The following is a 19,447-nucleotide window of genomic DNA, read 5'->3' on the forward strand; positions in this document are numbered from 1 at the left end:
GGGCCGCGAAGTAAAAGCGGCCTTGTGGGAAGGCGTCACGCCAACCCATCGTTATTGTTTCCGTTTCTCTGACGGTGCTGCTGCTTAGCCCAGAAGCACGCCGATTCGTTATTCCCCAGACTGCATATCACCCATGCAGTCCACGCATGACGCGTAAAAAACAGGTGAAATCTTTCATAACACCTTGCTTTTCACATGCCCGGGCGCCGGTCTGCGCCTTGACAACACCGCAAAACCCTTTTGGTTGCCTCGGTCACAAGGCCCCGATATAGGGGCGCCACAGCGCCGTTCAACGACGAACAGCAGTTATCCCCAGAACCCGAAGAACCCCAAAAGGTTTCCCATGCCCAAGATCAACGGCAACGAAATCCGCCCCGGCAACGTGCTGGAGCATGACGGAGGCCTGTGGGCCGCCGTGAAGGTCAGCCATGTCAAGCCCGGCAAGGGCGGCGCCTTCGCGCAGGTGGAACTCAAGAACCTCCGCGACGGCCGCAAGCTGAACGAGCGGTTCCGCAGCGAAGACAAGGTGGAACAGGTCCGCCTGGAACAGAAGGACCAGCAGTTCCTGTACGAATCCGACGGCAAGCTGGTCTTCATGGACAGCGAGACCTTTGAGCAGACCGAGCTTGACGCGGACCTTCTGGGCGACCGCCGCCCCTTCTTGCAGGACGGCATGACCGCCACCATCGAGTATTACGGCGAGGAGGCGCTGTCGGTCTCGATCCCGCAAAAGGTCACCTGCACCGTTTCGGAAACCGAGCCGGTGGTGAAGGGCCAGACCGCCGCCAACAGCTACAAGCCCGCGATCCTGGACAACGGCGTGCGCATCATGATCCCGCCCTTCGTGGGCGAGGGCGAGAAGATCGTCGTCAACACCGAGCTGTTCGAGTACAGTGAGCGGGCCTGACCGCCCGCCTCGTTCTCGGGCGCCCCGGCCTGCCCGGGGCGTTTCCATGCAAGACAGGGGTTTCGCCCATGACCAGCCCGACCCATGCCACGCCCGAGGATCTGGCCCGCGCCCTGCCCCATGTCCTGGCCGCGCCCAAGAACGGCGCCGCGGTGGATTGCCTGTGCTTCCGGCCCGGCTTCAACCGGCGGACCTTTCCCGACCGGCTGACGCTGACGCGCGATCAGGGCGTTCCCGGCGAACGCTGGATGGTCGCGCCCTGGCTGAAGCTGGCCGACGGGTCGCCCGATCCGCGCATCCAGGTCTCGATCCTGCCGCGCCGGGTGATGGACGCCGTCTGGCTGGACCGCGAGAACACGCCCCATCCCGGCGACACCATCGTCTGCGACCTGGACACCAGCCATGCGAACCTGCCGGTCGGCACGCTTTTGCAGGCGGGCACGGCGGTGCTGCGGGTGTCGGATGTCTTCAACGACGGCTGCGTCAAGTGGAAGGTCCGCTACGGCAAGCCCGCCAAGGACTGGATCGTGGCGCCCGGCCACCCGGAACTGCGCCTGCGCGGCATCCTGTGTTCGATCGAGGCGGATGGACAGGTCGCCCTGGGCGACCCGATCCGCAAGCTGGGCTAGCGCAAGACCGGCGGCGGCTCGGTCGGGACGGTCCGATCCGCCTATTCCGCCGAAAGCCGCGCCGCGCCTGCCTGCATGTCCGGCCCGATCCGGTCGAACCGCACATGCGCCAGGGCATGGCCGCCCGACTGCGTGAACAGGGTGCCGACCTCCTTGCCATCGGCGGTGATCGGGGTGCCCACCGGCGCCTCGCCCTCGATCCGCAGCCGGGTCAGGCCCTTGCGCAGGTCGGTCTTGTGCTTCATGCGGGCCGTCACCTCCTGACCCACATAACAGCCCTTGCGGAAATCGACGCCGTGGAGGCGCTCGAACCCGGCCTCCAGGATGAAGGTCTCGTTCGGGATCAGTTCGACCAGCGTTTCGGGGATCACGTTCTGGACCCGGATCGCGTCGAAATCGGTGCCGTCCTCGCCCGTTCCGCCGTAAAGCCGCCAGCCGAGCGCCGGATGCCGGGGATCGGCGATCGCCCCGTCGGGCGCGGGTCCGGTGCCGCGCGCCACGGTCATGCCGGTGGGCTCGATGGCGACCCTGGAGCGCAGCTTGTACATCGTCAGCCGCCGCACCAGGTCGTCTGCCAGCCGCGCGTCCACGTCGATCAGCAGCGCCCCGTCATCGCCGACGATCAGGAAATCGGCCAGATACTTTCCTTGCGGCGTCAGCAGGGCGGCCCAGCAGGGGGCGCGCTTCACGTCGTTGCTGACCAGCCCTTGCAGAAACTCCACGCGGTCGTCGCCGGTGATGCGGATGATCTGGCGGGTCATTGGCTTTCTCCGAATTGCAGGGCGACAAGGCGGGCATAGGCGCCGCCCTGGGCCATCAACTGGGCATGGCTGCCTTCCTCGACAACCCGGCCCCCCTCGATGACGACGATCTTGTCGGCGTTGCGGATGGTGGACAGCCGGTGCGCGATCACCAGCGTGGTGCGCCCTTGCGACAGGCGTTCCAGCGCCGCCTGCACCAGCCGTTCGCTGGCGGTGTCCAGGGCGCTTGTCGCCTCGTCCAGCAGCAGGACGGGGGCGTCGCGCAGCACGGCGCGGGCGATGCCGATGCGCTGGCGCTGGCCGCCCGACAGCGCCGATCCGCGCGGGCCCGCCGCGCTGTCCAGCCCCTTGGGCATCGACGACACGAAATCGCTGACATGGGCCGCCTCCATCGCGCGCCGCAAGGCGGCGTCATCGGCGTCGGGCCGCCCCATCAGGATGTTGTCGCGCAGGGTTTCGTCAAACAGCGCCGAATCCTGCGCCACGGTCGAGAACTGGTCGCGCAGCACCCCTAGGTCGAAGTCCTGCACCGGGATGCCCCCCAGCGTGACGCGCCCCCGGTCGGGATCGACCATGCGCGTCAGCAGGCCGAAAACCGTGGACTTGCCCGCCCCCGACGGTCCCACCAGGGCGGTGGTCCGGCCCGCCTCGGCGGAAAAGCTCAGGCCTTGCAGCACCGGCTTGCCGTCATAGGACAGCCAGACATCCTCGAGCCGGATCGAGGTTTCGGCGGGCGGCCGGGTCCGCGTGCCCGAGGTGATGCGCGGCTTGGTGTCGATCACCTGATAGATCCGCTCGAGGCTGGCCGCCGCCGTCTGCCAGGTGCCCGCCAGCCCGCCAAGCCGCCGCATCGGCTGGAAGGCCAGCGCAAGCGCGGTGAAAAAGGACATGAAGTCGCCCACGCTGCGCGTGCCCTCCATCACCTCTCGCCCGCCAAGGGCCAGAACGGCCACGAAGCCGAGGCCGGTCACGACATCGGTAAGCGCAGGAACCAGGCTGCCCATGGCGGCGACCTTGACCTCGGCCTGGCGGATGCGGGCCACGATGGCGGCGAAGCGGCGGATCTGGACGGCCTCGGCCCGGTTCAGCTTGATCGAGGCGATGCCGTGCATCACCTCGTCCAGGCGGGTGGCGCGGGCGCTGGCATTGGCGCGGTTCTGGCGCACCTTGCGCCGGATGTAGCGCTGCACAAGGGCCGCGGGCAGGATCAGGATCGGCGCGCCGATCAGCGCGGCCAGCGTCCATTGCGGGTCGATGCTGACCGCCACCGCGAACAGCATCACCAGGCTGATCGCGTCCCGCGTGGCGCTGGTGATCAGATTGGCCCAGACCCCCTGCACGGCGATGGTGTCGCCCTGGATCCGCTCGATCATCGCGCCGGGGGGGTTCTGCTGAAAGAACCGCCCGTCCAGCGTCATGATATGGGCCAGAAGGTCGCGCTGCATCGCGGTCGAGATGCCCAGCGAGATGCGCGACAAAAGCGAGCGGCTGGCCACCAGCGTGGCGGCGCGCAGCAGAAAGATCGCCATGATCGCGCCGCCGACCCACCAGATCGCGCCCGCCTCCTTTCCCACGAAAACGCGGTCGAACAGCGGCTTCAGCATCCACGAGATCAGCGCCAGCGTCGATCCCTCGGCCGTCATCAGCAAAAAGGCCCCCGCCATCGCCCCCCGATGGACGCGCAGGTAATCCGTCCAGAACCGGCGCAGCAGGGTCGAGGCGGCGGGATGATGGCTGTCTGTCACGGGCGGCTGCGTCTTTCCTTTGGTCGCGCTTGCGACAGCCTTAGCCCGAGGGGGCGGGCCGCGGCAAGGCGGCGGGGCGTTGACCTCGGCCGCCGCGGGCACTAGCGATCCTTGCAGGATGTGAAGGATAAAGACACGCCATGAGCCTTGCCGCAGGTCGCCCCGTCATCGCCATTCCCGGACCCTCGCCCGTGCCGGACCGGGTGCTTGTTGCGGCGCATCGCGCCTCGCCCGACATCTATGGCGAGGAACTGGCGGATCTGAACGGGGCCGTGATGGCGCAATTGAAGCGGCTGGCGGGCACGCAGGCGCATCTGGCGCCCTATATCGGCAACGGCCATGCCGCGTGGGAGGCCGCGGGCGCCAACATCTTCAATTCCGGCGACCGGGCGCTGGCGCTGACCTCGGGCCATTTCGGGCGGTCCTGGGCGCAGCAGATGGAACAGATGGGCGTGGCGGTGGAGCGGCTGGATTTCGGCAGCCTGCCCGCCGATCCCGAGATGCTGGCCCGCCGCCTGGCCGAAGACAAGGCGGGGGCGATCAAGGCGGTGATGGTCTGCCAGATCGACACGGCCACGGGCGTGATGTCCGACATTCCGGCGCTGCGCGACGCCATGGGCGATCACCCGGCGCTGCTGGTGGTGGACGCCATCGCCTCGTTGGGCTGCGCGCCGATGATGATGGACGACTGGGGCGTCGATGTGCTGATCTCGGCCAGCCAGAAGGGGATGATGTGCCTGCCCGGCACCTGCTTCGTGTGGTATTCCGAACGCGCCGCGGCGCGCGGGCGGACGCAGCTGACCACCCCCTATTGGGACTGGCACGCCCGCGCGGGCGCCGAGGCGCTGTGGCGCTTTTGGGGCGGCACGCCGCCGGTCCAGCAGATCTTCGCCCTGGACGAGGCGCTGCGGATGATTCTGGACGAGGAAGGCCTGTTCGCCGTCTGGGCGCGCCATGCGGCGCTGGCGCGTGCCGTCTGGGCGGCGGCGGAAGCCTGGGGCGAGGGCGGCACGGGCATCCGCCTGCTGGTCGAGGATCCGACGGCGCGGGCGGCCTCGGTGACGGCCATGGCGCTGCCGGGGGCGGACGCGCTGCGGGCCTGGACGGCCGGGCATTGCGGCGTGACGCTGGGCGTGGGCCTGGGGGCCGAACAGCCCGAAAACGCGCTGCGGGTCGCCCATATGGGCCATGCCAACGCCGCCATGATCCTGGCGGCGCTTGGCGCGATGCAGGCGGGCATGGCGGCGCTTGGCATCCCGCACGGGCCGGGGGGCCTGGACGCGGCGGCGCGGGTGCTGGCGGAACCGGCTTAAGGGCGGCCTGTCCGCGCGGCAGCGTGATCGGTCGCGGGACGGCATCAGGGAAATCCCTGCGAGTCCCCCGAGCGAGCGGGCGACGCCCGCGGCCGCGCAAGGCCTGCGCCCATTGGTTGGAGCGGACGAGAAGCGCCCGGAAAGCGGTCCGGCAGCCTTTCCCCGGGGGCGAAGCCCCAGGGATGAGCGGGCGCTTGCCGGGCCTTGAAGGCCCGGCGGCATCGGTGGCAAAGGCGCCCTGCGGCGAAGGCGGCGGCTTCGCCGGTCACGGGCCGAGGTGTTCAACCTTGCCCAGGCAGGGCCTTACTCCGCCTGGCCCTGTTTCTTCAGCCAGTCGCGCATGGTCTGGATCTCGGCCTCCTGCGCCGCGATGACCTCCTCGGCCAGCTTGCGGATCTCGGGATCGTCGCCGTGTTCCAGGGCAACCCGGGCCATGTCGATGGCCCCCTGGTGATGCGGGATCATGCCGCGGGCGAAATCCACATCCGCATCGCCGCTGGATTCCATCGGCATGTCGGCGTGCATCTTTTCCACCACGGACTGATAGGCCGCAGCGGCATCGCCCCCTGCCCCATGGCCCGCGTGATCGTCCTGGGCATAGGCGCCGAAGGCCACGGCGAACAGGATCGGGGAAAGGCCAAGGCCCCGGCGGATGGATGCGGTCATCGAAACCTCCTTTGCAGTTTGCAAGCGGCAGGCTTGCGCAATTCCCCGGGCGAGGGAAGCCGATGGAGATCACATCCGCGACACTGCGGCGTTATGCCTGGGACAAGCGCGCCAGCGTCACCAGCGTGTCGCCATAGCGGCGCCGGTCAAGGAGAACAAAGGGCGCGGGCACCAGCGGCTGGCGGCTTTCCTCCCAGACCAGCACCGCGCCGGGGGCAAGCCAGCCGCCTTGCAGCGCCGAGGCGACGGCCCGTTCGCCCAGGCCGAGCGCATAGGGCGGGTCAACAAACACCAGACCGAACGGAGCGTCGCGGTTGGCGGCCAGCCGCGTCGCGTCCTGGCGCAGCAGGGCGGTCGCGCCCTCGGCCCGGGCCTTGGCGACGTTGCCGCGGATCAGCGCCTGCGCCTTGGCGCCGTTGTCGACAAAGGTCGCATGGCCCGCGCCGCGCGACAGCGCCTCGAGCCCCAGAGCGCCGGTGCCCGCGAACAGGTCCAGCACCCGCGCACCGGGAAGGGGGTTGCCGTGGGTGCCGTTGACCAGCAGGTTGAAGACCGCCTCGCGCACGCGGTCGGTCGTGGGGCGCAGATGGGCCGTGGCGTCGCCCGCACCGACATCGGCCAGCTTCAGCCCGCGCAGGGTGCCGCCGACGATCCTCATGCTTGCGTCCCGCGATGGCGGGGGGCCCTGCCCCCCGAACCCCCCGGGGTATTTGGACAAAGAAGAAGGGTCATGCGAGCAGCGCCTTGAGGTCGGTCGTGGTGGAAATGGCGGCGGGATCGGGGCTGCGGCCCGCCTCGATCAGGCGCTTGCCGATCATAAAGGCGCGGGCGTCGTTCAGCGCATCGACGGCGATCAGGCGGCCGTCGCGGAAATACCAGACCGATCCGCCGTGCTGTCCGTCGCCCGGCCGCGTCGCGATCCGGTCATGGCCGATGCCCAGGCCCGCGATTTGCAGCTTGGCATCGAACTGGTCCGACCAGAACCAGGGTTTCGGGCGATAGGGCTTGTCCGCGCCCAGGATGTTGTCGGCCACCGCCTCGGCCATGTCGATGGCGTTGCCCACGCTTTCCAGCCGCAGCCGTCCGTCGGCGCAGGGGTCGGCCCCGGGGCCGGCCCAGGGGAAGCTGGCGCAGTCCCCCGCCGCCCAGATCGCCGGGTCAGAGGTCCGGCCCAGGGCGTCCGTGGCGATGCCGTTGTCCAGCGCCAGGCCTGCGGTCTGCGCCAAGGCCGTTTCCGGCAGAACGCCGATGCCGGTGACGATCAGGTCGGCGGGCAGTTCGCGCCCGTCGTTCAGCGCCACGCCGGTCGCGCGGTCCGTGCCGGCGATGTGCGAAATGCCGGTGCCTTCCAGGATTTCCACCCCATGCGCGCGGTGCAGGGCGCGGATCATGTCCGCGGTCTGGGCCGCGGCCACCCGGCCCAGGATGCGCGGCGCGGCCTCGATCAGCGTCACCGCCATGTCCAGCTTGCGGGCGACGGCCGCGGCCTCGAGCCCGATATAGCCGCCGCCGATCACGATCAGGGGACGGCCCGGCTGCATCGCGGGGGCAAGCGCGTCCACATCGGCCAGGGTGCGGATCACGTGCACGCCCGGCAGATCCCCGCCCATGGCGGCGGGCAAGCGGCGGGCCTGGGCGCCGGCGGTCAGGGCCAGGGCGTCATAGGCGACCTCGCCCTTGTCTGTCACGACCACCCGCCGCACCGGATCGACGATGAGCGCGGTTTCGCCCAGACGCAGGGCAATGCGCTGGTCGTCCCACCAGTCGGCCCCCCGCAGAACCAGGCGGTCCAGCCCCATCTGCCCCAGCAGATAGGCCTTGGACAGCGGCGGGCGCTGATAAGGGGGCACCGGCTCGGCGCCGATCAGGACGATCTCGCCCCCGTGGCCCTTGGCGCGCAAACGCGCCGCCAGGGATGCCGCCGCCTGTCCCGCCCCCACGATCACGATCTTCATGGCCGTTCCTGCCCCCTGCGGCCCGCTGGCCTGTCACCGGGCCGCACCCTATAGTCGCCGCGAATCCGTTGCAATTCCAAGGAGGACAGGATGACCATCACCGTCGGAGACAAGCTGCCCGCGGCCAAGCTGCTGCGCGTGGGGGCAAGCGGCCCCGAGGCCGTGGACAGCGCCGACCTGGCCCGGGGCCGCGTCGCCCTGTTCGGCGTACCCGGCGCATTCACCGGCACCTGCACCAATGCCCACATGCCCAGCTTCGTGCGCAACGCCGACGCCTTCCGCGGCAAGGGCGTGGACCGGATCGTCTGCATCACCGTGAACGATCCCTTCGTGGCCGATGCCTGGGCCAAGTCCACCGGCGCCGACGCGGCGGGGATCGAGGTTCTGGCCGATGCCGACGGCAGCCTGACCCGCGCGCTCGGCCTGGACTTCGACGCCCCCGCCGCCGGACTGCAAGGGCGCTGCAAGCGTTTCGCCGCGCTGCTGAAGGACGGCGTCTTCGAATCGTTCGAGGTCGAGGACAGCCCCGGCCAGTGCAGCGTCAGCGCGGGCGAGGCGCTGCTGGAAAAGGTCTGATCCCGGCGGCCGGCGGACGACCGCCGGTCAGCCTTCCTTGCGGAAAGGGGTGAAATCCGCCAAGGCCTCGATCTCCTCGCCCATGGCCTCGCGTTCGCGGTCCAGGTAATCGGCCAGGGCGCGCCGGAAGCCCGTGTCGCCGACCCAGTGCAGCGAATGGGTGGCGACGGGTTCGTATCCGCGCGCCAGCTTGTGTTCGCCCTGCGCGCCCGCCTCGACGCGGGACAGGCCGCGCGCGATCGCCACGTCGATGGCCTGGTGGTAGCACAGTTCGAAATGCAGAAAGGGGTGGTCCTCGACACAGCCCCAATAGCGGCCATAGATCGCGTCGGGGCCGATGAAGTTCAGGGCGCCCGCGACCGGCCGCCCGTCGCGTTCGGCCAGGATCAGCAGGATGTCGTCGCGCATGGTCTGGTGCAGGTGGTCGAAAAAGGCCCGCGTCAGATAGGGCCGTCCCCATTTTCGGCTGCCGGTGTCCTGGTAGAAGGCCCAGAAGGCGTCCCAGTGACAGGGCCGCAGATCGTCGCCCGTCAGGTGCCGGATCGCGCCGCCGAACGCCTGCGCCCTGCCACGTTCCTTGCGCAGATCCTTGCGCTTGCGCGAGGACAGCGCGCCCAGGAAATCGTCATAGCCGGCATAGCCCCGGTTCAGCCAGTGGAACTGCTGCGTGACGCGGGGCAGAAAGCCGACGGCGGCCCCGGCTTCGGCTTCGGCCTCCGTGCAGAAGGTGACGTGCACGCCCGAGGCCCCGCCCCGTTCCGCGACCCGCGTCAGTCCCGCCAGCAGCGGCTGGCGCATGGCCGGATCGCGGGTCAGCAGCCGCGCGCCGGTCACGGGGGTGAAGGGCACCGCCGCCTGCAATTTCGGGTAATAGCGCCCGCCCGCCCGCCCATAGGCCTCGGCCCAGGCATGATCGAAGATGTATTCGCCCTGGCTGTGCGACTTGGCGTAAAGAGGCGCTGCGGCAACCACGGCGCCGCCCTCCTCCAGCGTGACATGCAGGGGCTGCCAGCCGGTTCCCCGCCCGACCGAGCCGGATTCCTCGAGCGCCAGCAGGAAGCGGTGGGTGGTGAAGGGATTGCCGTCGCCAAGCGCGTCCCAGGTGTCGGCGGAGATTGCGGCGATGCCGGGATGGGTGGACAGGGTCAGCGCGTTCATGTCGCCGAAGCTAGGGCCTTGAAAGGGATTTGTCAGCGGTCCCCCGCTCACATTCGCGAAGAACCATCAGCTTGCCCGCACATCCCGCAGGGGTGGGCCGCGCCGGCCGGAAAGTCCAGCGGACCTGCTGCGGCGGCGAACGCCCCGTCTGGGCGGATGGGGGACGTGAAGTCCCCCGGCTAGGCCGCTGGCCGATAGCCTTCAAAGGTGATGTTGTCGGCCACGCGGCGGGCCAGGGCTTCCTCCTCGGCGCTGCGGATGGTCCAGCACAGGATCGGCACGCCTTGCGCCTTGAGCGCGTCAAGGCGCGGATTGTCCAGATCGCGCTTGTCATGGGACACGAAGCAGGCGCCGGATTCGTCGAAATCGTTGATCCCGGCCAGATGGCTGCGGGTTTTCTCGGGGATGCCGGGCCAGTCCCGTTCGTCGTAGCCGCAAGTCGTCAGCCCCACCGGCACATCGGGGGCCAGGGCATGAAAGCCCGCGACCACGTGCGGGTTGAAGGACATCACCGCAACCGGTCCGCCATAGCCTTGCAGCGCATCGGCCACCGCCTTGTGCAGAAGGCCGATGTCGGGGCCAAGCGACATGTCCTGATCCTTGATCTCGATCAGCAGGGGCACGCGGCCCGCGACCAGATCCAGGAACTGCCGCAGGGTCGGAACCGTCTGGTCCGTGCCCAGCAGCCGCTGGACCGCCAAAGCGTCGGGGTCCAAATCCGTGACGACGCCCTGCACGCCCGTCAGCCGCGCCAGGTCGTAGTCGTGGAACACCATCGGCCTGCCGTCGCGGGCGGGCTGGATGTCCAGTTCGATCCCGTAGCCCGCGTCGATGGCGGCCCGCGCGGCGGCCAGGCTGTTTTCCGGCACGCCGGGGCCGTGCAGGCCGCGATGGGCGATGGGCGCGGTCAGAAAGGCCTGCGGCAGGGCCATCACGCGACCTCGAAGATGGCTTCGATCTCGACCGCGACGCCCAGGGGCAGCGCGGGGGCCGACACGGCGGCGCGGGCGTGGCGGCCGGCATCGCCGAAAACCTCGACCATCAGGTCGGAACAGCCGTTGACGACCTTGGGCTGGTCGGTGAAATCGGGTGTCGAGTTCACGAAGCCGGTCAGCTTGACCACGCGGCGCACCCGGTCCAGGTCGCCCACGGCGGCCTTGAGCTGCGCGATCAGCGACAGCCCGCAGCGGCGGGCGGCGGCGGCGCCTTCGTCCACCGACATGCCGTCGCCCAGGCGGCCCTTGATCAGGCCCTTGTCGTCCTGGCTGATCTGGCCCGACACGAAGACCAGGTTGCCGGTTTGCACAAAGGGCACATAGTTCGCCGCGGGCGCGGGCGCCGCGGGAAGGGTGATGCCCTTGTCGGCCAGGGTGGCTTCGATGCTCATGATGTCCCTCGTGTGGCTTGGATAAGACGGTCTGGATTCGGGCGGCAGCCTAGCAAGGCGGGCGTCAGGCGACCAGAGCCTCGGCGCGCTTCAGGTCCACGCTGACAAGCTGGCTGACGCCCTGCTCGACCATGGTGACGCCGAACAGCCGGTCCATGCGCGACATGGTGACGGCGTGATGGGTGATGATCAGGAAACGCGTGTCGGTGCGCCGCGTCATGGCGTCCAGCAGGTCGCAGAAGCGGCTGACATTGGCGTCGTCCAAGGGCGCGTCCACCTCGTCCAGGACGCAGATCGGCGCGGGATTGGCCAGAAACACCGCAAAGATCAGCGCCATCGCGGTCAGGGTTTGTTCCCCGCCGGACAGCAGCGACAGCGTGGACAGCTTCTTGCCCGGCGGCTGGCACATGATTTCCAGCCCCGCGTCCAGCGGATCGTCGGATTCGACCAGCACCAGCCGCGCCTCGCCGCCGCCGAAGAGCGTGGTGAACAGCGCGGTGAAATTGGCGTTCACCGTGTCAAAGGCCGCCAGCAGCCGTTCGCGCCCTTCGCGGTTCAGGCCGGCGATCCCGGCGCGCAGCTTGCGGATTGCTTCCTCGAGGTCGGCCTTTTCGGCGGCAAGGCGGTCGCGCTCGGCCTCGAGCGCGCGCTTGTCCTCGTCGGCGCGCAGGTTGACGGCGCCAAGCCCGTCGCGCTGCGCGCGCAACCGGGCGATCCGGTCCTCCAGCGCGGCGGCGGGCGTGTCGGGCGGCGTTCCCCCCAGCGAGGCCAGAAGGGCCTGCGGAGCCGCGTCGGTTTCCTCGAGGATGCGCGCCCGGGCGGCGGCCTCGGCGTCCCGCGCGGCCTCGGCGCGGGCCTCGCGGGTGGCGCGGGTTTCGCGGGCTTCGGATGCGGCGCGCTCGGCCTCGCGCTCGGCATGGGCGGCGCTGCGGGCGGCGTCCTCGGCCACCGCCAGCGCGTCGCGGGCGGCGGCCAGGCGCGCGTCGGCCTGCGCTTCGCGCATCCGCAGGCTGGCGCGGCGGTCGGCCAGAACGGCCGGCTGCGCCTCGGCATCGGACAGTTCGGCCAGGGCGGCGTCGCGCCGCGCCTCCAGTTCGGACGCGCGCGTGCCAGCCTGTTGCAGGCGCAGCCTCCAGCCCGATTCCTCCTTGGCGATCTCTTGCAGGCGCCTTGTGCGGGCGTTGGCCTCGCGCTTCAGCTCGTCCAGGGCGGCGCGGCGGGTCATGGTGGCGATGCGCGCGGCCTCGACCCCGGTGCGGGCATGGTCCAGCGCCGTGGCGGCGTCGGCCCGGTCCGGCAGCCCGGCCAGCGCGGCTTCCGCCTGCGCCAGGCGCCCGCGCGCGTCCCCGGCGTCGGCGCGGTGCCGCGCCAGTTCCGCCCCTGCGGCCTCGGCGCGGCTGCGTGCCATCGACAGGTCGGATTCGGCCCGCGTCAGGGTGCGCGCGGCCTCGGACAGCTGCCGTTCCGCATCGCGCCGGGCATCGCGGGCGGATTTCTCGGTCGCGGTGGCGTCCGCCAGGGCGGCGCGCGCTTCCTCGTGGGTTTCGGCCGCATACGCCGCCCGGGCTTCCGCTCCGGCGGTCTGGTCCGCCAGTTCGGCCAGCCGGTTGACCTTTTGCAGGTGCAAGGCGGCGGCCGAGGAAGCCTCTCCCGCCATCGTCCGCATCCCGTCCCAGCGGAACAGATCGCCCGCAGGCGTGACCAGCCGCTGGCCCGGCCTCAGGGCGGCCTGCATCGCGGCCCCGGCCGCCGCATCGGCGGCCAGCCCGACCTGCGACAGCCTGCGCGCCAGGGCTGCCGGGCCCGCGACATGCGGCGCCAGGGGTGCCGCGCCATCCGGCAAGGGCTGCGGATCGTCCCAAGGGGCCATCAGGTGCCAGCCGCTTTCGCCGTCCGCCGCCAGCCCCGCCCGCAGATCGTCGCCGAAAGCAGCGCCAAAGGCCGCCTCATGGCCCTTGGCGACCGTCACCTGATCAAGGATCGCCCGCCCCCCGGAGCCGCCGCGTTCCACCAGCCTGCGCAAGGCGGCCATCTCGGCGGCCAGGGCGCCGGATTCGCCCTCGGCCTCGGCCCGGGCGATGCGGGCGCCGGTCTCGACGGCCTCGGCCTCGGCCCGGGCGGCTTCGGCCGTGCCAAGCGCGTCCTCGGCGGCCTCGGCGCGCTCGGCGGCGGCTTGCCGAGCCTGCTCGGCGGCGGCAAGCGCGGCGGCGGCGGCGGCCCCCGCTTCGGCTGCGCGGTCAACCGCGGCCTGGGCCTGGGCGCTCGCGCGTTCCGACCGGTCCAGCATCGCGCGCAGATCCGCCGCCAGCCGTTCCGCGGACTGGTGCCGTGCCGCCAGGCGCGCGGCCTCGTCGGTCAGTTCCGCCAACCGCGCCTCGACCTCGCGCAGCGCCTCGGCGGCCTCGTCGGCGGCACGGGCGGCGGTGTCCAGCCGCGCGTCATGGCCCTTGCCCGCCTTGTCCAGTTCGGCCTTTTCCCAGGCCAGCCGAGCGACCACCTCGCCCGCGTCGCGGTTCAGGGCCTCCTCGCGGTCAAGGTCGCGGGCAAGCTGACCGACGCGCGCTTGCAGGCTGGCGATGGCCTGGCTGGCACGGGCATCGGCCTCGTCCAGGGCGTCGCGTTCGATCACGATCCGCGACAGGACGGCGGCGGCGATCTGTTCTTCCTCGCGCAAGGCGGGCAGCGCGGCATCAGCCGCCTCGCGCCGGGCGGCTGCCTCGTGCGAGGCGGCTGCGGTTGCGCCGGCGTCGCGGATCGCCCCCGCCAGCGCCTCGACGGCGGCCAGCCGCGCGGCTTCGGCCTCGGACCAGCGGCGATACAGCAGCGCGCCCTCGGCCAGGCGCAGCGCCGCGCCGATCTCGCGATAGCGCGCGGCGGTGCGGGCCTGGCGGGTCAGCGACACCACCTGCGTGGACAGCTGGTCCAGCGTGTCCTCGACCCGCGTCAGGTTCGCCTCGGCCGCGTTCAGCTTCAGCTCTGCCTCGTGGCGGCGCTGGTAAAGCCCGCTGATCCCCGCCGCCTCCTCCAGGATCCGGCGGCGCGAACGGGGCTTGGCGCTGATCAGCTCGCTAATCTGGCCCTGGCGAACCAACGCCGGGCTGTGCGCCCCGGTCGAGGCGTCCGCGAACAGCATCTGCACGTCGCGCGCCCGCACGTCCTTGCCGCCGATCTTGTAGACGGACCCCGCGTCCCGCGCGATCCGGCGCACGATGTCGAAGCCGTCATCGTCGTTGAAGCCCGCGGGCGCCAGCCGGTCGCGGTTGTCCACGGTCAGCACCACCTCGGCATGGGCGCGGGCCGCGCGGCGGGCGGTGCCCGCGAAGATCACGTCCTCCATCCCCTCGCCGCGCATGGCGGTGGGGCGGTTCTCGCCCATGACCCAGCGGAGCGCCTCGAGCAGGTTCGACTTGCCGCAGCCGTTCGGGCCGACGATGCCGGTCAGTCCCTCGCGGATGACCAGGTCGGTCGGGTCCACGAAGCTCTTGAAGCCGTTCAGTCGCAGCCGGTCGAAGCGCAAGCGGGGTTCCCTTTCTTTCCACCGGGGATTGTCGCATTGCGGGGGTCCAAGTCAACCGTTCCGCGCTATATCTGGCAAGCGGAGTAACAGTTTCCACAAGATGCGCATGGTCGGCGGGCCGATTTCAGCTACCATCGGCGCCATGATCATCGCCCTGTCCCTGATTCTGGCTTTTCAGCTTGTCGGAGAGATCCTGTCCCGCGCGCTGGATCTGCCCCTGCCCGGCCCGGTCGTGGGCCTGTGCCTGCTGGTCGCCGCTTGCGTGCTGCGGCCCGCGCTGGCGGACCGGCTGCGGTCCACGGCGCAGGGCCTGCTGGCGCATCTGTCGCTGTTCTTCGTTCCGGCGGGCGTGGGCGTCGTGGCCCATTGGCCCACCCTGCGAGACCAGGGCATCGGGCTGGCGGTGGCCATCACGGGATCGACCGTGCTGGCCATCGCGGCAGGGGCTATGACCTTCCAGGCGGTGGCGCGCTGGACCCGATCCGTCGATCCGTCCGCCTTGAAGGAGGACAAGAATGACTGACCCCGCGCTGATCTGGTCCTATCTGGCGCAAGGCCCGTTGCTGTGGCTGACGGCGACGCTGGTGGCCTATGTGATCGGCGACGCCCTGTTCCGCGCCGCGGGGCGGCAAAGCTGGGCCAACCCGGTGCTGATCGCGGTGATCGGGCTGGCCCTGCTGCTGGGCGCCACGGGCACCGATTACGCCACCTATTTCGAGGGCGCGCAGTTCGTCCACTTCATGCTCGGCCCCGCGACGGTCTGCCTGGCGCTGCCCCTTTACGACAACTTGCCCCGCGTCCGCCGCGCCGCGGCGCCGATGCTGGCGGGTCTGGTCGTGGGGTCGGGCGTGGCGGTGGTCTCGGCCCTGGGGATCGCGCGGGCCTTCGGGATCTCCGGCCCGGTGCTGGCCTCGCTGGCGCCCAAGTCCACCACCGCCCCCGTCGCCATCGGCATCGCCGAGCGGATCGGAGGCCAGCCCACCCTGACCGCCGCCCTTGTGCTGCTGACCGGCATCTTCGGGGCCATCGTTGTGACGCCCCTGCTGAATGCGCTGCGGGTCCGGGACTGGCGCGCGAGGGGCTTTGCCGTGGGGGTGGCGGCGCATGGGATCGGCACGGCGCGGGCGTTCCAGGTGAACGAGACGGCGGGCGCGTTCTCGGGCATCGGCATGGGATTGAACGCGGTGCTGACGGCGGTGATCGCGCCGGTGGTGGTGGGGTGGTTCGGCGGGTGAGGCGCGCGCGCAACGGCTGCGGGCGCTGCTTTGTGCAACGGGTGTGGGGTGAGAGGCGGAAGCGCCGGTAAACACTGGGTTTTTGGCTGTGCAGGGGGTGCAGCGCGGGTGCACAGGGCGTACACAGGAGGTGCACCGATTGTGTGCGGTGGCCGTTTCCGAAGCCGTACAGTTCAATAGTATTTCCGATTTGCCCCATAGTGTTCTTGCCGATGGCAGTTGGGACAAAGGGCGATGACGTTTTCAAGTGCGTCTGCCCCACCTTCCCTCAACCACTTCTTATGATGAACTTCCAAAAACCATTCATCATAACGCGTTTTGAAAGCAGTTTTCCCGCAACTTTGACAAATTCCCTTTGCAGACTTCAAGCATTGGCGCCGGATTTCTGGATCCCTAATGAAATAGGATATCCCTGCTAAACGCTGAGGCGCCCCCTCATCAATGTCTTCGAAAGATCGCAATACATTATCTTCTCGACGCATGTCAGGAGGAAACAGCACACAGTGATCGTCGTCGAGTTCGTCGGCCGAAAAACCGCTTATTCCAAGTTTGCGATGACGTTTCTCCCTAAATACCACAACCGGAAAGCCAATCCGAACCAAATCATCTCGATACTTTGTAGTATTCCAATCACTATCTTCCGCCATATCGCTATTAGCTAATTCAAACGCTTTTGCAACGACTGGCTTTAAATCCCACAGCTCGCCCTCCCACATTATGTATGTTGTTGTTGATGCTCGATTATAACTTTTTGGCAGGAAGCCTGCACGAATATGCATGAGCGCACCTTCGACAATCGCAAATGTTACTCCATGTTCTTCGATAGGCATTTTCTTCTACGCTCCCTCTTAAGGTTACAGTCTTGATATACCTTACTATCGAACTACTAGCTGCCCGGCCTAAACGCCTTCACCTTCCCTGCGTCCGTCTCCACCCGCGCCGCCCCGATCAGGTCCAGGCAATAGGGAACCGCCGCGAACACCGCATTCAGGCACGTCGCGATCGCCGCAGGCTTGCCCGGCAGGGTGATGATCAGCGTCGCATCCCTTATCACCGCCGTCTGGCGCGACAGGATCGCGGTCGGCACCTCCAGCAGCGACGCGCGGCGCATCTCCTCGCCGAAGCCGGGCAGTTCCTTTTCCGCGACATCGAAAACTGCCTCGGGCGTCTGGTCGCGCGGGGCGGGGCCGGTGCCGCCGGTCACCAGGATCAGGTCCGCTCCGCCCTCGACCAGTTCGCGCAGGGTCGCGGCCACGCCTTCACGCCCGTCCGGGATGATGGTGCGGGTGATCTCCATGGGGGAAACCACCACGTCGCGCAGCCAGGCCTCGGCGCCGGGGCCGCCCTTGTCCTCGTATTCGCCCCGCGCGGCGCGGTCGCTGACGGTGAGGATGCTGATGCGGGCGGGGCGGTCGGTCATGAGGCGGGCCTTTTGCTGGTCAAAGCCACTGTGGGTCAGAGAAGCGCAAAAGAAAAGGCCGCGGGGATGCCGCGGCCTTTCGGCAAGTAAGTGCTTCCTTATTCACTTCGCCCGGGCGTTCCGGTTCGCCACCAGCTTCAACCGCAGCGCATTCAGCTTGATAAAGCCTGCCGCGTCCTTCTGGTCATAGGCGCCCGCGTCGTCCTCGAAGGTCACATGCGCCTCGCTGTACAGCGACCGGTCCGACCAGCGGCCGACGCAGGTGGCAAGGCCTTTATACAGCTTCAGCCGCACGGTGCCTGACACGTGTTCCTGCGACTTGTCGATCAGGGCCTGCAGCATCTCGCGTTCGGGGCTGAACCAGAAGCCGTTGTAGATCAGTTCCGCATAGCGCGGCATCAGGCTGTCCTTGAGGTGCCCGGACCCGCTGTCCAGCGTGATCTGCTCGATCCCGCGATGGGCTTCCAGCAGGATCGTGCCGCCGGGGGTTTCATAGATGCCGCGCGACTTCATGCCGACGAAGCGGTTTTCCACAAAGTCCAGACGCCCGATACCGTGCTTGCCGCCCAACTCGTTCAGCCGCGTCAGGATCGTGGCGGGCGACAGCGCCTGCCCGTCGATGGCCACCGCGTCGCCGCGTTCGAAGGTGACCTCGATGAACTCGGGCGTGTCCGGCGCATCCTCGGGGTTCACGGTGCGCTGATAGACGTATTCCGGCGCGGCCTCGGCCGGGTTCTCCAGCGCCTTGCCTTCCGACGACGTGTGCAGCAGGTTCGCGTCCACGCTGAAGGGCGCCTCGCCGCGCTTGTCCTTGGCGATGGGGATCTGGTTCTGCTCGGCAAACTCGATCAGCTTCGTGCGGCTGGTCAGGTCCCACAGCCGCCAGGGCGCGATGACCTTGATCGACGGGTCCAGCGCATAGGCCGACAGTTCGAACCGCACCTGGTCGTTGCCCTTGCCCGTCGCGCCATGCGCCACCGCATCCGCGCCGTGCTGGTGCGCCAGTTCCACCAGCCGCTTCGAGATCAGCGGGCGCGCGATGGAGGTGCCCAGCAGATACAGCCCTTCATACAGCGCGTTGGCCCGGAACATCGGGAACACGAAGTCGCGCACGAACTCCTCGCGCAGATCCTCGATGTGGATGTTTTCCGGCGCGATGCCCAGCAGTTCCGCCTTCTTGCGCGCGGGTTCCAGCTCCTCGCCCTGACCCAGGTCGGCGGTGAAGGTGACGACCTCGCAGCCGTATTCGGTTTGCAGCCATTTCAGGATGATCGAGGTGTCGAGCCCGCCCGAATAGGCAAGGACCACTTTTTTCGGCGCGTCGGACATGCGGTTAACCCTTCGGCAAAGTTTCCGGGGCAATAAGGCAGAAGCGGCGTTGTCACAAGAGTCTGGGGCGGGATAAAGGAACGGCTTTGATCAGGGGCATTTCGATGAAGGCAGTCCGCATTCTGCTGCACGCGCTGCGACAGGTTCTCGGAAACTTGAAGCAGGCGATCGCGCTGTCGGCGGTGCCGTTGGCGGTCGGTCTGTGCATGGGCGCCGGACTGATCGCGGTTGCGCGATACTGGGCCAAGCCGCCGGGCATAGGCGGGGGCGGCCTGGTGACAGCCCTTTTGTCCTATGTTCTGCTCATGGCCTGGCTTGCCGTGCGCTGGCATCGCTTCATCCTGCTTGACGAACACAAGCATCTGCTTGCGCCGCCGTCGCGCACGCCTTTTTGGCGCTATATCGGGGCATTGCTGCGGAGCATCGTAATCATCGTCCCTGCGATCCTCGCGATGCTGGCGGCGCTTTTCGTCGTCTCTGAAGTCGGCAGCGGGATTCTTACAATCGTCGTTATGGTTGTCATGAACCTGTTGTTCTTCGGCTTGCTGCTGATCCTGGGAGCCGCGCTTGCGGGCGCGGCCGTCGGGGCACCCAGTCCGATCCGCACGGCTTGGGAAAAGATGAAGCCTGCAGGCGGGACGTTGCTTGTGCTGTCGCTGACAGCATTCATCGGCAACGAGGTTGTCGAGGCGATCATGGAAGCCACGGCAAGCAGTCGATGGCCGGATCTTGCCAAGGTGATCGCGATGGTCTGCTATTTCTGGCTTTCCGTGCTTTTCAGCCTGTCCGTCCTGACCACCCTCTGGGGCCATTATGTCGAAGGCCGACCCTTGCGCTGACCCTTGCCAA

Annotated in this window: 19 protein-coding genes; 7 read left to right on the forward strand and 12 right to left on the reverse strand. The window is 68.8% G+C overall.

Features of this window, described 5'->3' with window-relative positions:
- The first annotated feature begins 343 nt into the window (after window positions 1–343).
- On the forward strand, window positions 344–907 hold the full coding sequence (gene efp / locus ACFOM8_RS06110) for an elongation factor P (protein WP_347139476.1): 564 nt from the start codon (window positions 344–346) through the stop codon (window positions 905–907).
- 68 nt (window positions 908–975) lie between these two features.
- Window positions 976–1,536, forward strand: a complete 561-nt coding sequence (locus tag ACFOM8_RS06115; protein WP_377760274.1) for a hypothetical protein — start codon at window positions 976–978, stop codon at window positions 1,534–1,536.
- Between the two features lie 41 nt (window positions 1,537–1,577).
- Here ACFOM8_RS06115 and ygfZ read toward each other — a convergent pair whose 3' ends face one another.
- Together ygfZ and ACFOM8_RS06125 are read right to left on the reverse strand one after the other, a co-directional pair.
- A complete protein-coding gene (ygfZ, locus tag ACFOM8_RS06120; protein WP_377760276.1) occupies window positions 1,578–2,297 on the reverse strand; it encodes a CAF17-like 4Fe-4S cluster assembly/insertion protein YgfZ in 720 nt (239 codons plus the stop codon).
- A complete protein-coding gene (locus tag ACFOM8_RS06125) occupies window positions 2,294–3,961 on the reverse strand; it encodes an ABC transporter ATP-binding protein (RefSeq protein ID WP_377760618.1) in 1,668 nt (555 codons plus the stop codon). Before ACFOM8_RS06125 ends, ygfZ begins: the two co-directional genes overlap by 4 nt.
- A gap of 221 nt (window positions 3,962–4,182) precedes the next feature.
- Between ACFOM8_RS06125 and ACFOM8_RS06130 the strand changes: the two genes are divergently transcribed.
- Window positions 4,183–5,355 carry a pyridoxal-phosphate-dependent aminotransferase family protein gene (locus tag ACFOM8_RS06130; RefSeq protein ID WP_377760278.1) on the forward strand — a complete coding sequence of 391 codons (1,173 nt, stop codon included), beginning with the start codon at window positions 4,183–4,185 and terminating at the stop codon, window positions 5,353–5,355.
- A gap of 303 nt (window positions 5,356–5,658) precedes the next feature.
- Here the strand turns inward: ACFOM8_RS06130 and copM are convergent, their stop codons facing one another.
- The 3 genes from copM to ACFOM8_RS06145 form a co-directional block, all read right to left on the reverse strand.
- Entirely contained in the window at window positions 5,659–6,021 is a 363-nt protein-coding gene (copM, locus tag ACFOM8_RS06135; RefSeq protein ID WP_377760279.1) for a CopM family metallochaperone, read from the reverse strand.
- 91 nt (window positions 6,022–6,112) lie between these two features.
- The gene (gene rsmD, locus ACFOM8_RS06140; RefSeq protein ID WP_377760281.1) at window positions 6,113–6,679 is read right to left on the reverse strand and encodes a 16S rRNA (guanine(966)-N(2))-methyltransferase RsmD; all 567 of its coding nucleotides are present in this window, start codon (window positions 6,677–6,679) and stop codon (window positions 6,113–6,115) included.
- A 70-nt stretch (window positions 6,680–6,749) separates the two neighbouring features.
- On the reverse strand, window positions 6,750–7,976 hold the full coding sequence (locus tag ACFOM8_RS06145) for an NAD(P)/FAD-dependent oxidoreductase (protein WP_377760283.1): 1,227 nt from the start codon (window positions 7,974–7,976) through the stop codon (window positions 6,750–6,752).
- A 90-nt stretch (window positions 7,977–8,066) separates the two neighbouring features.
- Between ACFOM8_RS06145 and ACFOM8_RS06150 the strand changes: the two genes are divergently transcribed.
- Window positions 8,067–8,552, forward strand: coding sequence for a peroxiredoxin (locus ACFOM8_RS06150; protein ID WP_377760285.1), 486 nt, complete (start codon window positions 8,067–8,069; stop codon window positions 8,550–8,552).
- A gap of 27 nt (window positions 8,553–8,579) precedes the next feature.
- On the opposite strand, the gene ACFOM8_RS06155 is transcribed toward ACFOM8_RS06150, so the two are convergent.
- The 4 genes from ACFOM8_RS06155 to ACFOM8_RS06170 all read right to left on the reverse strand — a co-directional run bounded on the left by ACFOM8_RS06155 (window position 8,580) and on the right by ACFOM8_RS06170 (window position 14,614).
- A complete protein-coding gene (locus ACFOM8_RS06155; protein WP_377760287.1) occupies window positions 8,580–9,710 on the reverse strand; it encodes a GNAT family N-acetyltransferase in 1,131 nt (376 codons plus the stop codon).
- A gap of 179 nt (window positions 9,711–9,889) precedes the next feature.
- A complete protein-coding gene (locus ACFOM8_RS06160; protein ID WP_377760289.1) occupies window positions 9,890–10,642 on the reverse strand; it encodes a glycerophosphodiester phosphodiesterase family protein in 753 nt (250 codons plus the stop codon).
- Window positions 10,642–11,097, reverse strand: coding sequence for a RidA family protein (locus ACFOM8_RS06165; RefSeq protein ID WP_377760291.1), 456 nt, complete (start codon window positions 11,095–11,097; stop codon window positions 10,642–10,644). The genes ACFOM8_RS06160 and ACFOM8_RS06165 overlap by 1 nt, the downstream gene beginning before the upstream one ends.
- A gap of 64 nt (window positions 11,098–11,161) precedes the next feature.
- Window positions 11,162–14,614, reverse strand: coding sequence for a chromosome segregation SMC family protein (locus ACFOM8_RS06170; protein WP_377760293.1), 3,453 nt, complete (start codon window positions 14,612–14,614; stop codon window positions 11,162–11,164).
- 142 nt (window positions 14,615–14,756) lie between these two features.
- Between ACFOM8_RS06170 and ACFOM8_RS06175 the strand changes: the two genes are divergently transcribed.
- On the forward strand, window positions 14,757–15,137 hold the full coding sequence (locus ACFOM8_RS06175; protein ID WP_377760295.1) for a CidA/LrgA family protein: 381 nt from the start codon (window positions 14,757–14,759) through the stop codon (window positions 15,135–15,137).
- Window positions 15,130–15,849 carry an LrgB family protein gene (locus ACFOM8_RS06180; RefSeq protein WP_377760297.1) on the forward strand — a complete coding sequence of 240 codons (720 nt, stop codon included), beginning with the start codon at window positions 15,130–15,132 and terminating at the stop codon, window positions 15,847–15,849. Before ACFOM8_RS06175 ends, ACFOM8_RS06180 begins: the two co-directional genes overlap by 8 nt.
- A gap of 173 nt (window positions 15,850–16,022) precedes the next feature.
- Here ACFOM8_RS06180 and ACFOM8_RS06185 read toward each other — a convergent pair whose 3' ends face one another.
- The 3 genes from ACFOM8_RS06185 to ACFOM8_RS06195 form a co-directional block, all read right to left on the reverse strand.
- Window positions 16,023–16,679, reverse strand: a complete 657-nt coding sequence (locus tag ACFOM8_RS06185; protein ID WP_377760299.1) for an HNH endonuclease — start codon at window positions 16,677–16,679, stop codon at window positions 16,023–16,025.
- Window positions 16,680–16,735: 56 nt separating this feature from the next.
- Window positions 16,736–17,269, reverse strand: coding sequence for a molybdopterin adenylyltransferase (gene mog, locus ACFOM8_RS06190; RefSeq protein WP_377760301.1), 534 nt, complete (start codon window positions 17,267–17,269; stop codon window positions 16,736–16,738).
- Between the two features lie 102 nt (window positions 17,270–17,371).
- Window positions 17,372–18,598 carry an argininosuccinate synthase gene (locus ACFOM8_RS06195; protein ID WP_377760302.1) on the reverse strand — a complete coding sequence of 409 codons (1,227 nt, stop codon included), beginning with the start codon at window positions 18,596–18,598 and terminating at the stop codon, window positions 17,372–17,374.
- A 104-nt stretch (window positions 18,599–18,702) separates the two neighbouring features.
- On the opposite strand from ACFOM8_RS06195, the gene ACFOM8_RS06200 reads away from it, so the two are divergent.
- On the forward strand, window positions 18,703–19,437 hold the full coding sequence (locus ACFOM8_RS06200; RefSeq protein ID WP_377760304.1) for a hypothetical protein: 735 nt from the start codon (window positions 18,703–18,705) through the stop codon (window positions 19,435–19,437).
- Window positions 19,438–19,447 lie beyond the last annotated feature (10 nt).

It is taken from the genome of Paracoccus angustae (genome assembly GCF_042648745.1).
In the GTDB taxonomy this organism is placed as follows: Bacteria; Pseudomonadota; Alphaproteobacteria; order Rhodobacterales; family Rhodobacteraceae; genus Paracoccus; species Paracoccus angustae.

What these genes read in the sequence shown, in the direction of transcription:
- efp (WP_347139476.1), top strand. Translation starts at nt 344, where the DNA reads ATGCCCAAGATCAACGGCAACGAAATCCGCCCCGGCAACGTGCTGGAG.
- ACFOM8_RS06115 (WP_377760274.1), top strand. Translation starts at nt 976, where the DNA reads ATGACCAGCCCGACCCATGCCACGCCCGAGGATCTGGCCCGCGCCCTG.
- ygfZ (WP_377760276.1), bottom strand. Translation starts at nt 2,297, where the DNA reads ATGACCCGCCAGATCATCCGCATCACCGGCGACGACCGCGTGGAGTTT.
- ACFOM8_RS06125 (WP_377760618.1), bottom strand. Translation starts at nt 3,961, where the DNA reads ATGGCGGGGGCCTTTTTGCTGATGACGGCCGAGGGATCGACGCTGGCG.
- ACFOM8_RS06130 (WP_377760278.1), top strand. Translation starts at nt 4,183, where the DNA reads ATGAGCCTTGCCGCAGGTCGCCCCGTCATCGCCATTCCCGGACCCTCG.
- copM (WP_377760279.1), bottom strand. Translation starts at nt 6,021, where the DNA reads ATGACCGCATCCATCCGCCGGGGCCTTGGCCTTTCCCCGATCCTGTTC.
- rsmD (WP_377760281.1), bottom strand. Translation starts at nt 6,679, where the DNA reads ATGAGGATCGTCGGCGGCACCCTGCGCGGGCTGAAGCTGGCCGATGTC.
- ACFOM8_RS06145 (WP_377760283.1), bottom strand. Translation starts at nt 7,976, where the DNA reads ATGAAGATCGTGATCGTGGGGGCGGGACAGGCGGCGGCATCCCTGGCG.
- ACFOM8_RS06150 (WP_377760285.1), top strand. Translation starts at nt 8,067, where the DNA reads ATGACCATCACCGTCGGAGACAAGCTGCCCGCGGCCAAGCTGCTGCGC.
- ACFOM8_RS06155 (WP_377760287.1), bottom strand. Translation starts at nt 9,710, where the DNA reads ATGAACGCGCTGACCCTGTCCACCCATCCCGGCATCGCCGCAATCTCC.
- ACFOM8_RS06160 (WP_377760289.1), bottom strand. Translation starts at nt 10,642, where the DNA reads ATGGCCCTGCCGCAGGCCTTTCTGACCGCGCCCATCGCCCATCGCGGC.
- ACFOM8_RS06165 (WP_377760291.1), bottom strand. Translation starts at nt 11,097, where the DNA reads ATGAGCATCGAAGCCACCCTGGCCGACAAGGGCATCACCCTTCCCGCG.
- ACFOM8_RS06175 (WP_377760295.1), top strand. Translation starts at nt 14,757, where the DNA reads ATGATCATCGCCCTGTCCCTGATTCTGGCTTTTCAGCTTGTCGGAGAG.
- ACFOM8_RS06180 (WP_377760297.1), top strand. Translation starts at nt 15,130, where the DNA reads ATGACTGACCCCGCGCTGATCTGGTCCTATCTGGCGCAAGGCCCGTTG.
- ACFOM8_RS06185 (WP_377760299.1), bottom strand. Translation starts at nt 16,679, where the DNA reads ATGCCTATCGAAGAACATGGAGTAACATTTGCGATTGTCGAAGGTGCG.
- mog (WP_377760301.1), bottom strand. Translation starts at nt 17,269, where the DNA reads ATGACCGACCGCCCCGCCCGCATCAGCATCCTCACCGTCAGCGACCGC.
- ACFOM8_RS06195 (WP_377760302.1), bottom strand. Translation starts at nt 18,598, where the DNA reads ATGTCCGACGCGCCGAAAAAAGTGGTCCTTGCCTATTCGGGCGGGCTC.
- ACFOM8_RS06200 (WP_377760304.1), top strand. Translation starts at nt 18,703, where the DNA reads ATGAAGGCAGTCCGCATTCTGCTGCACGCGCTGCGACAGGTTCTCGGA.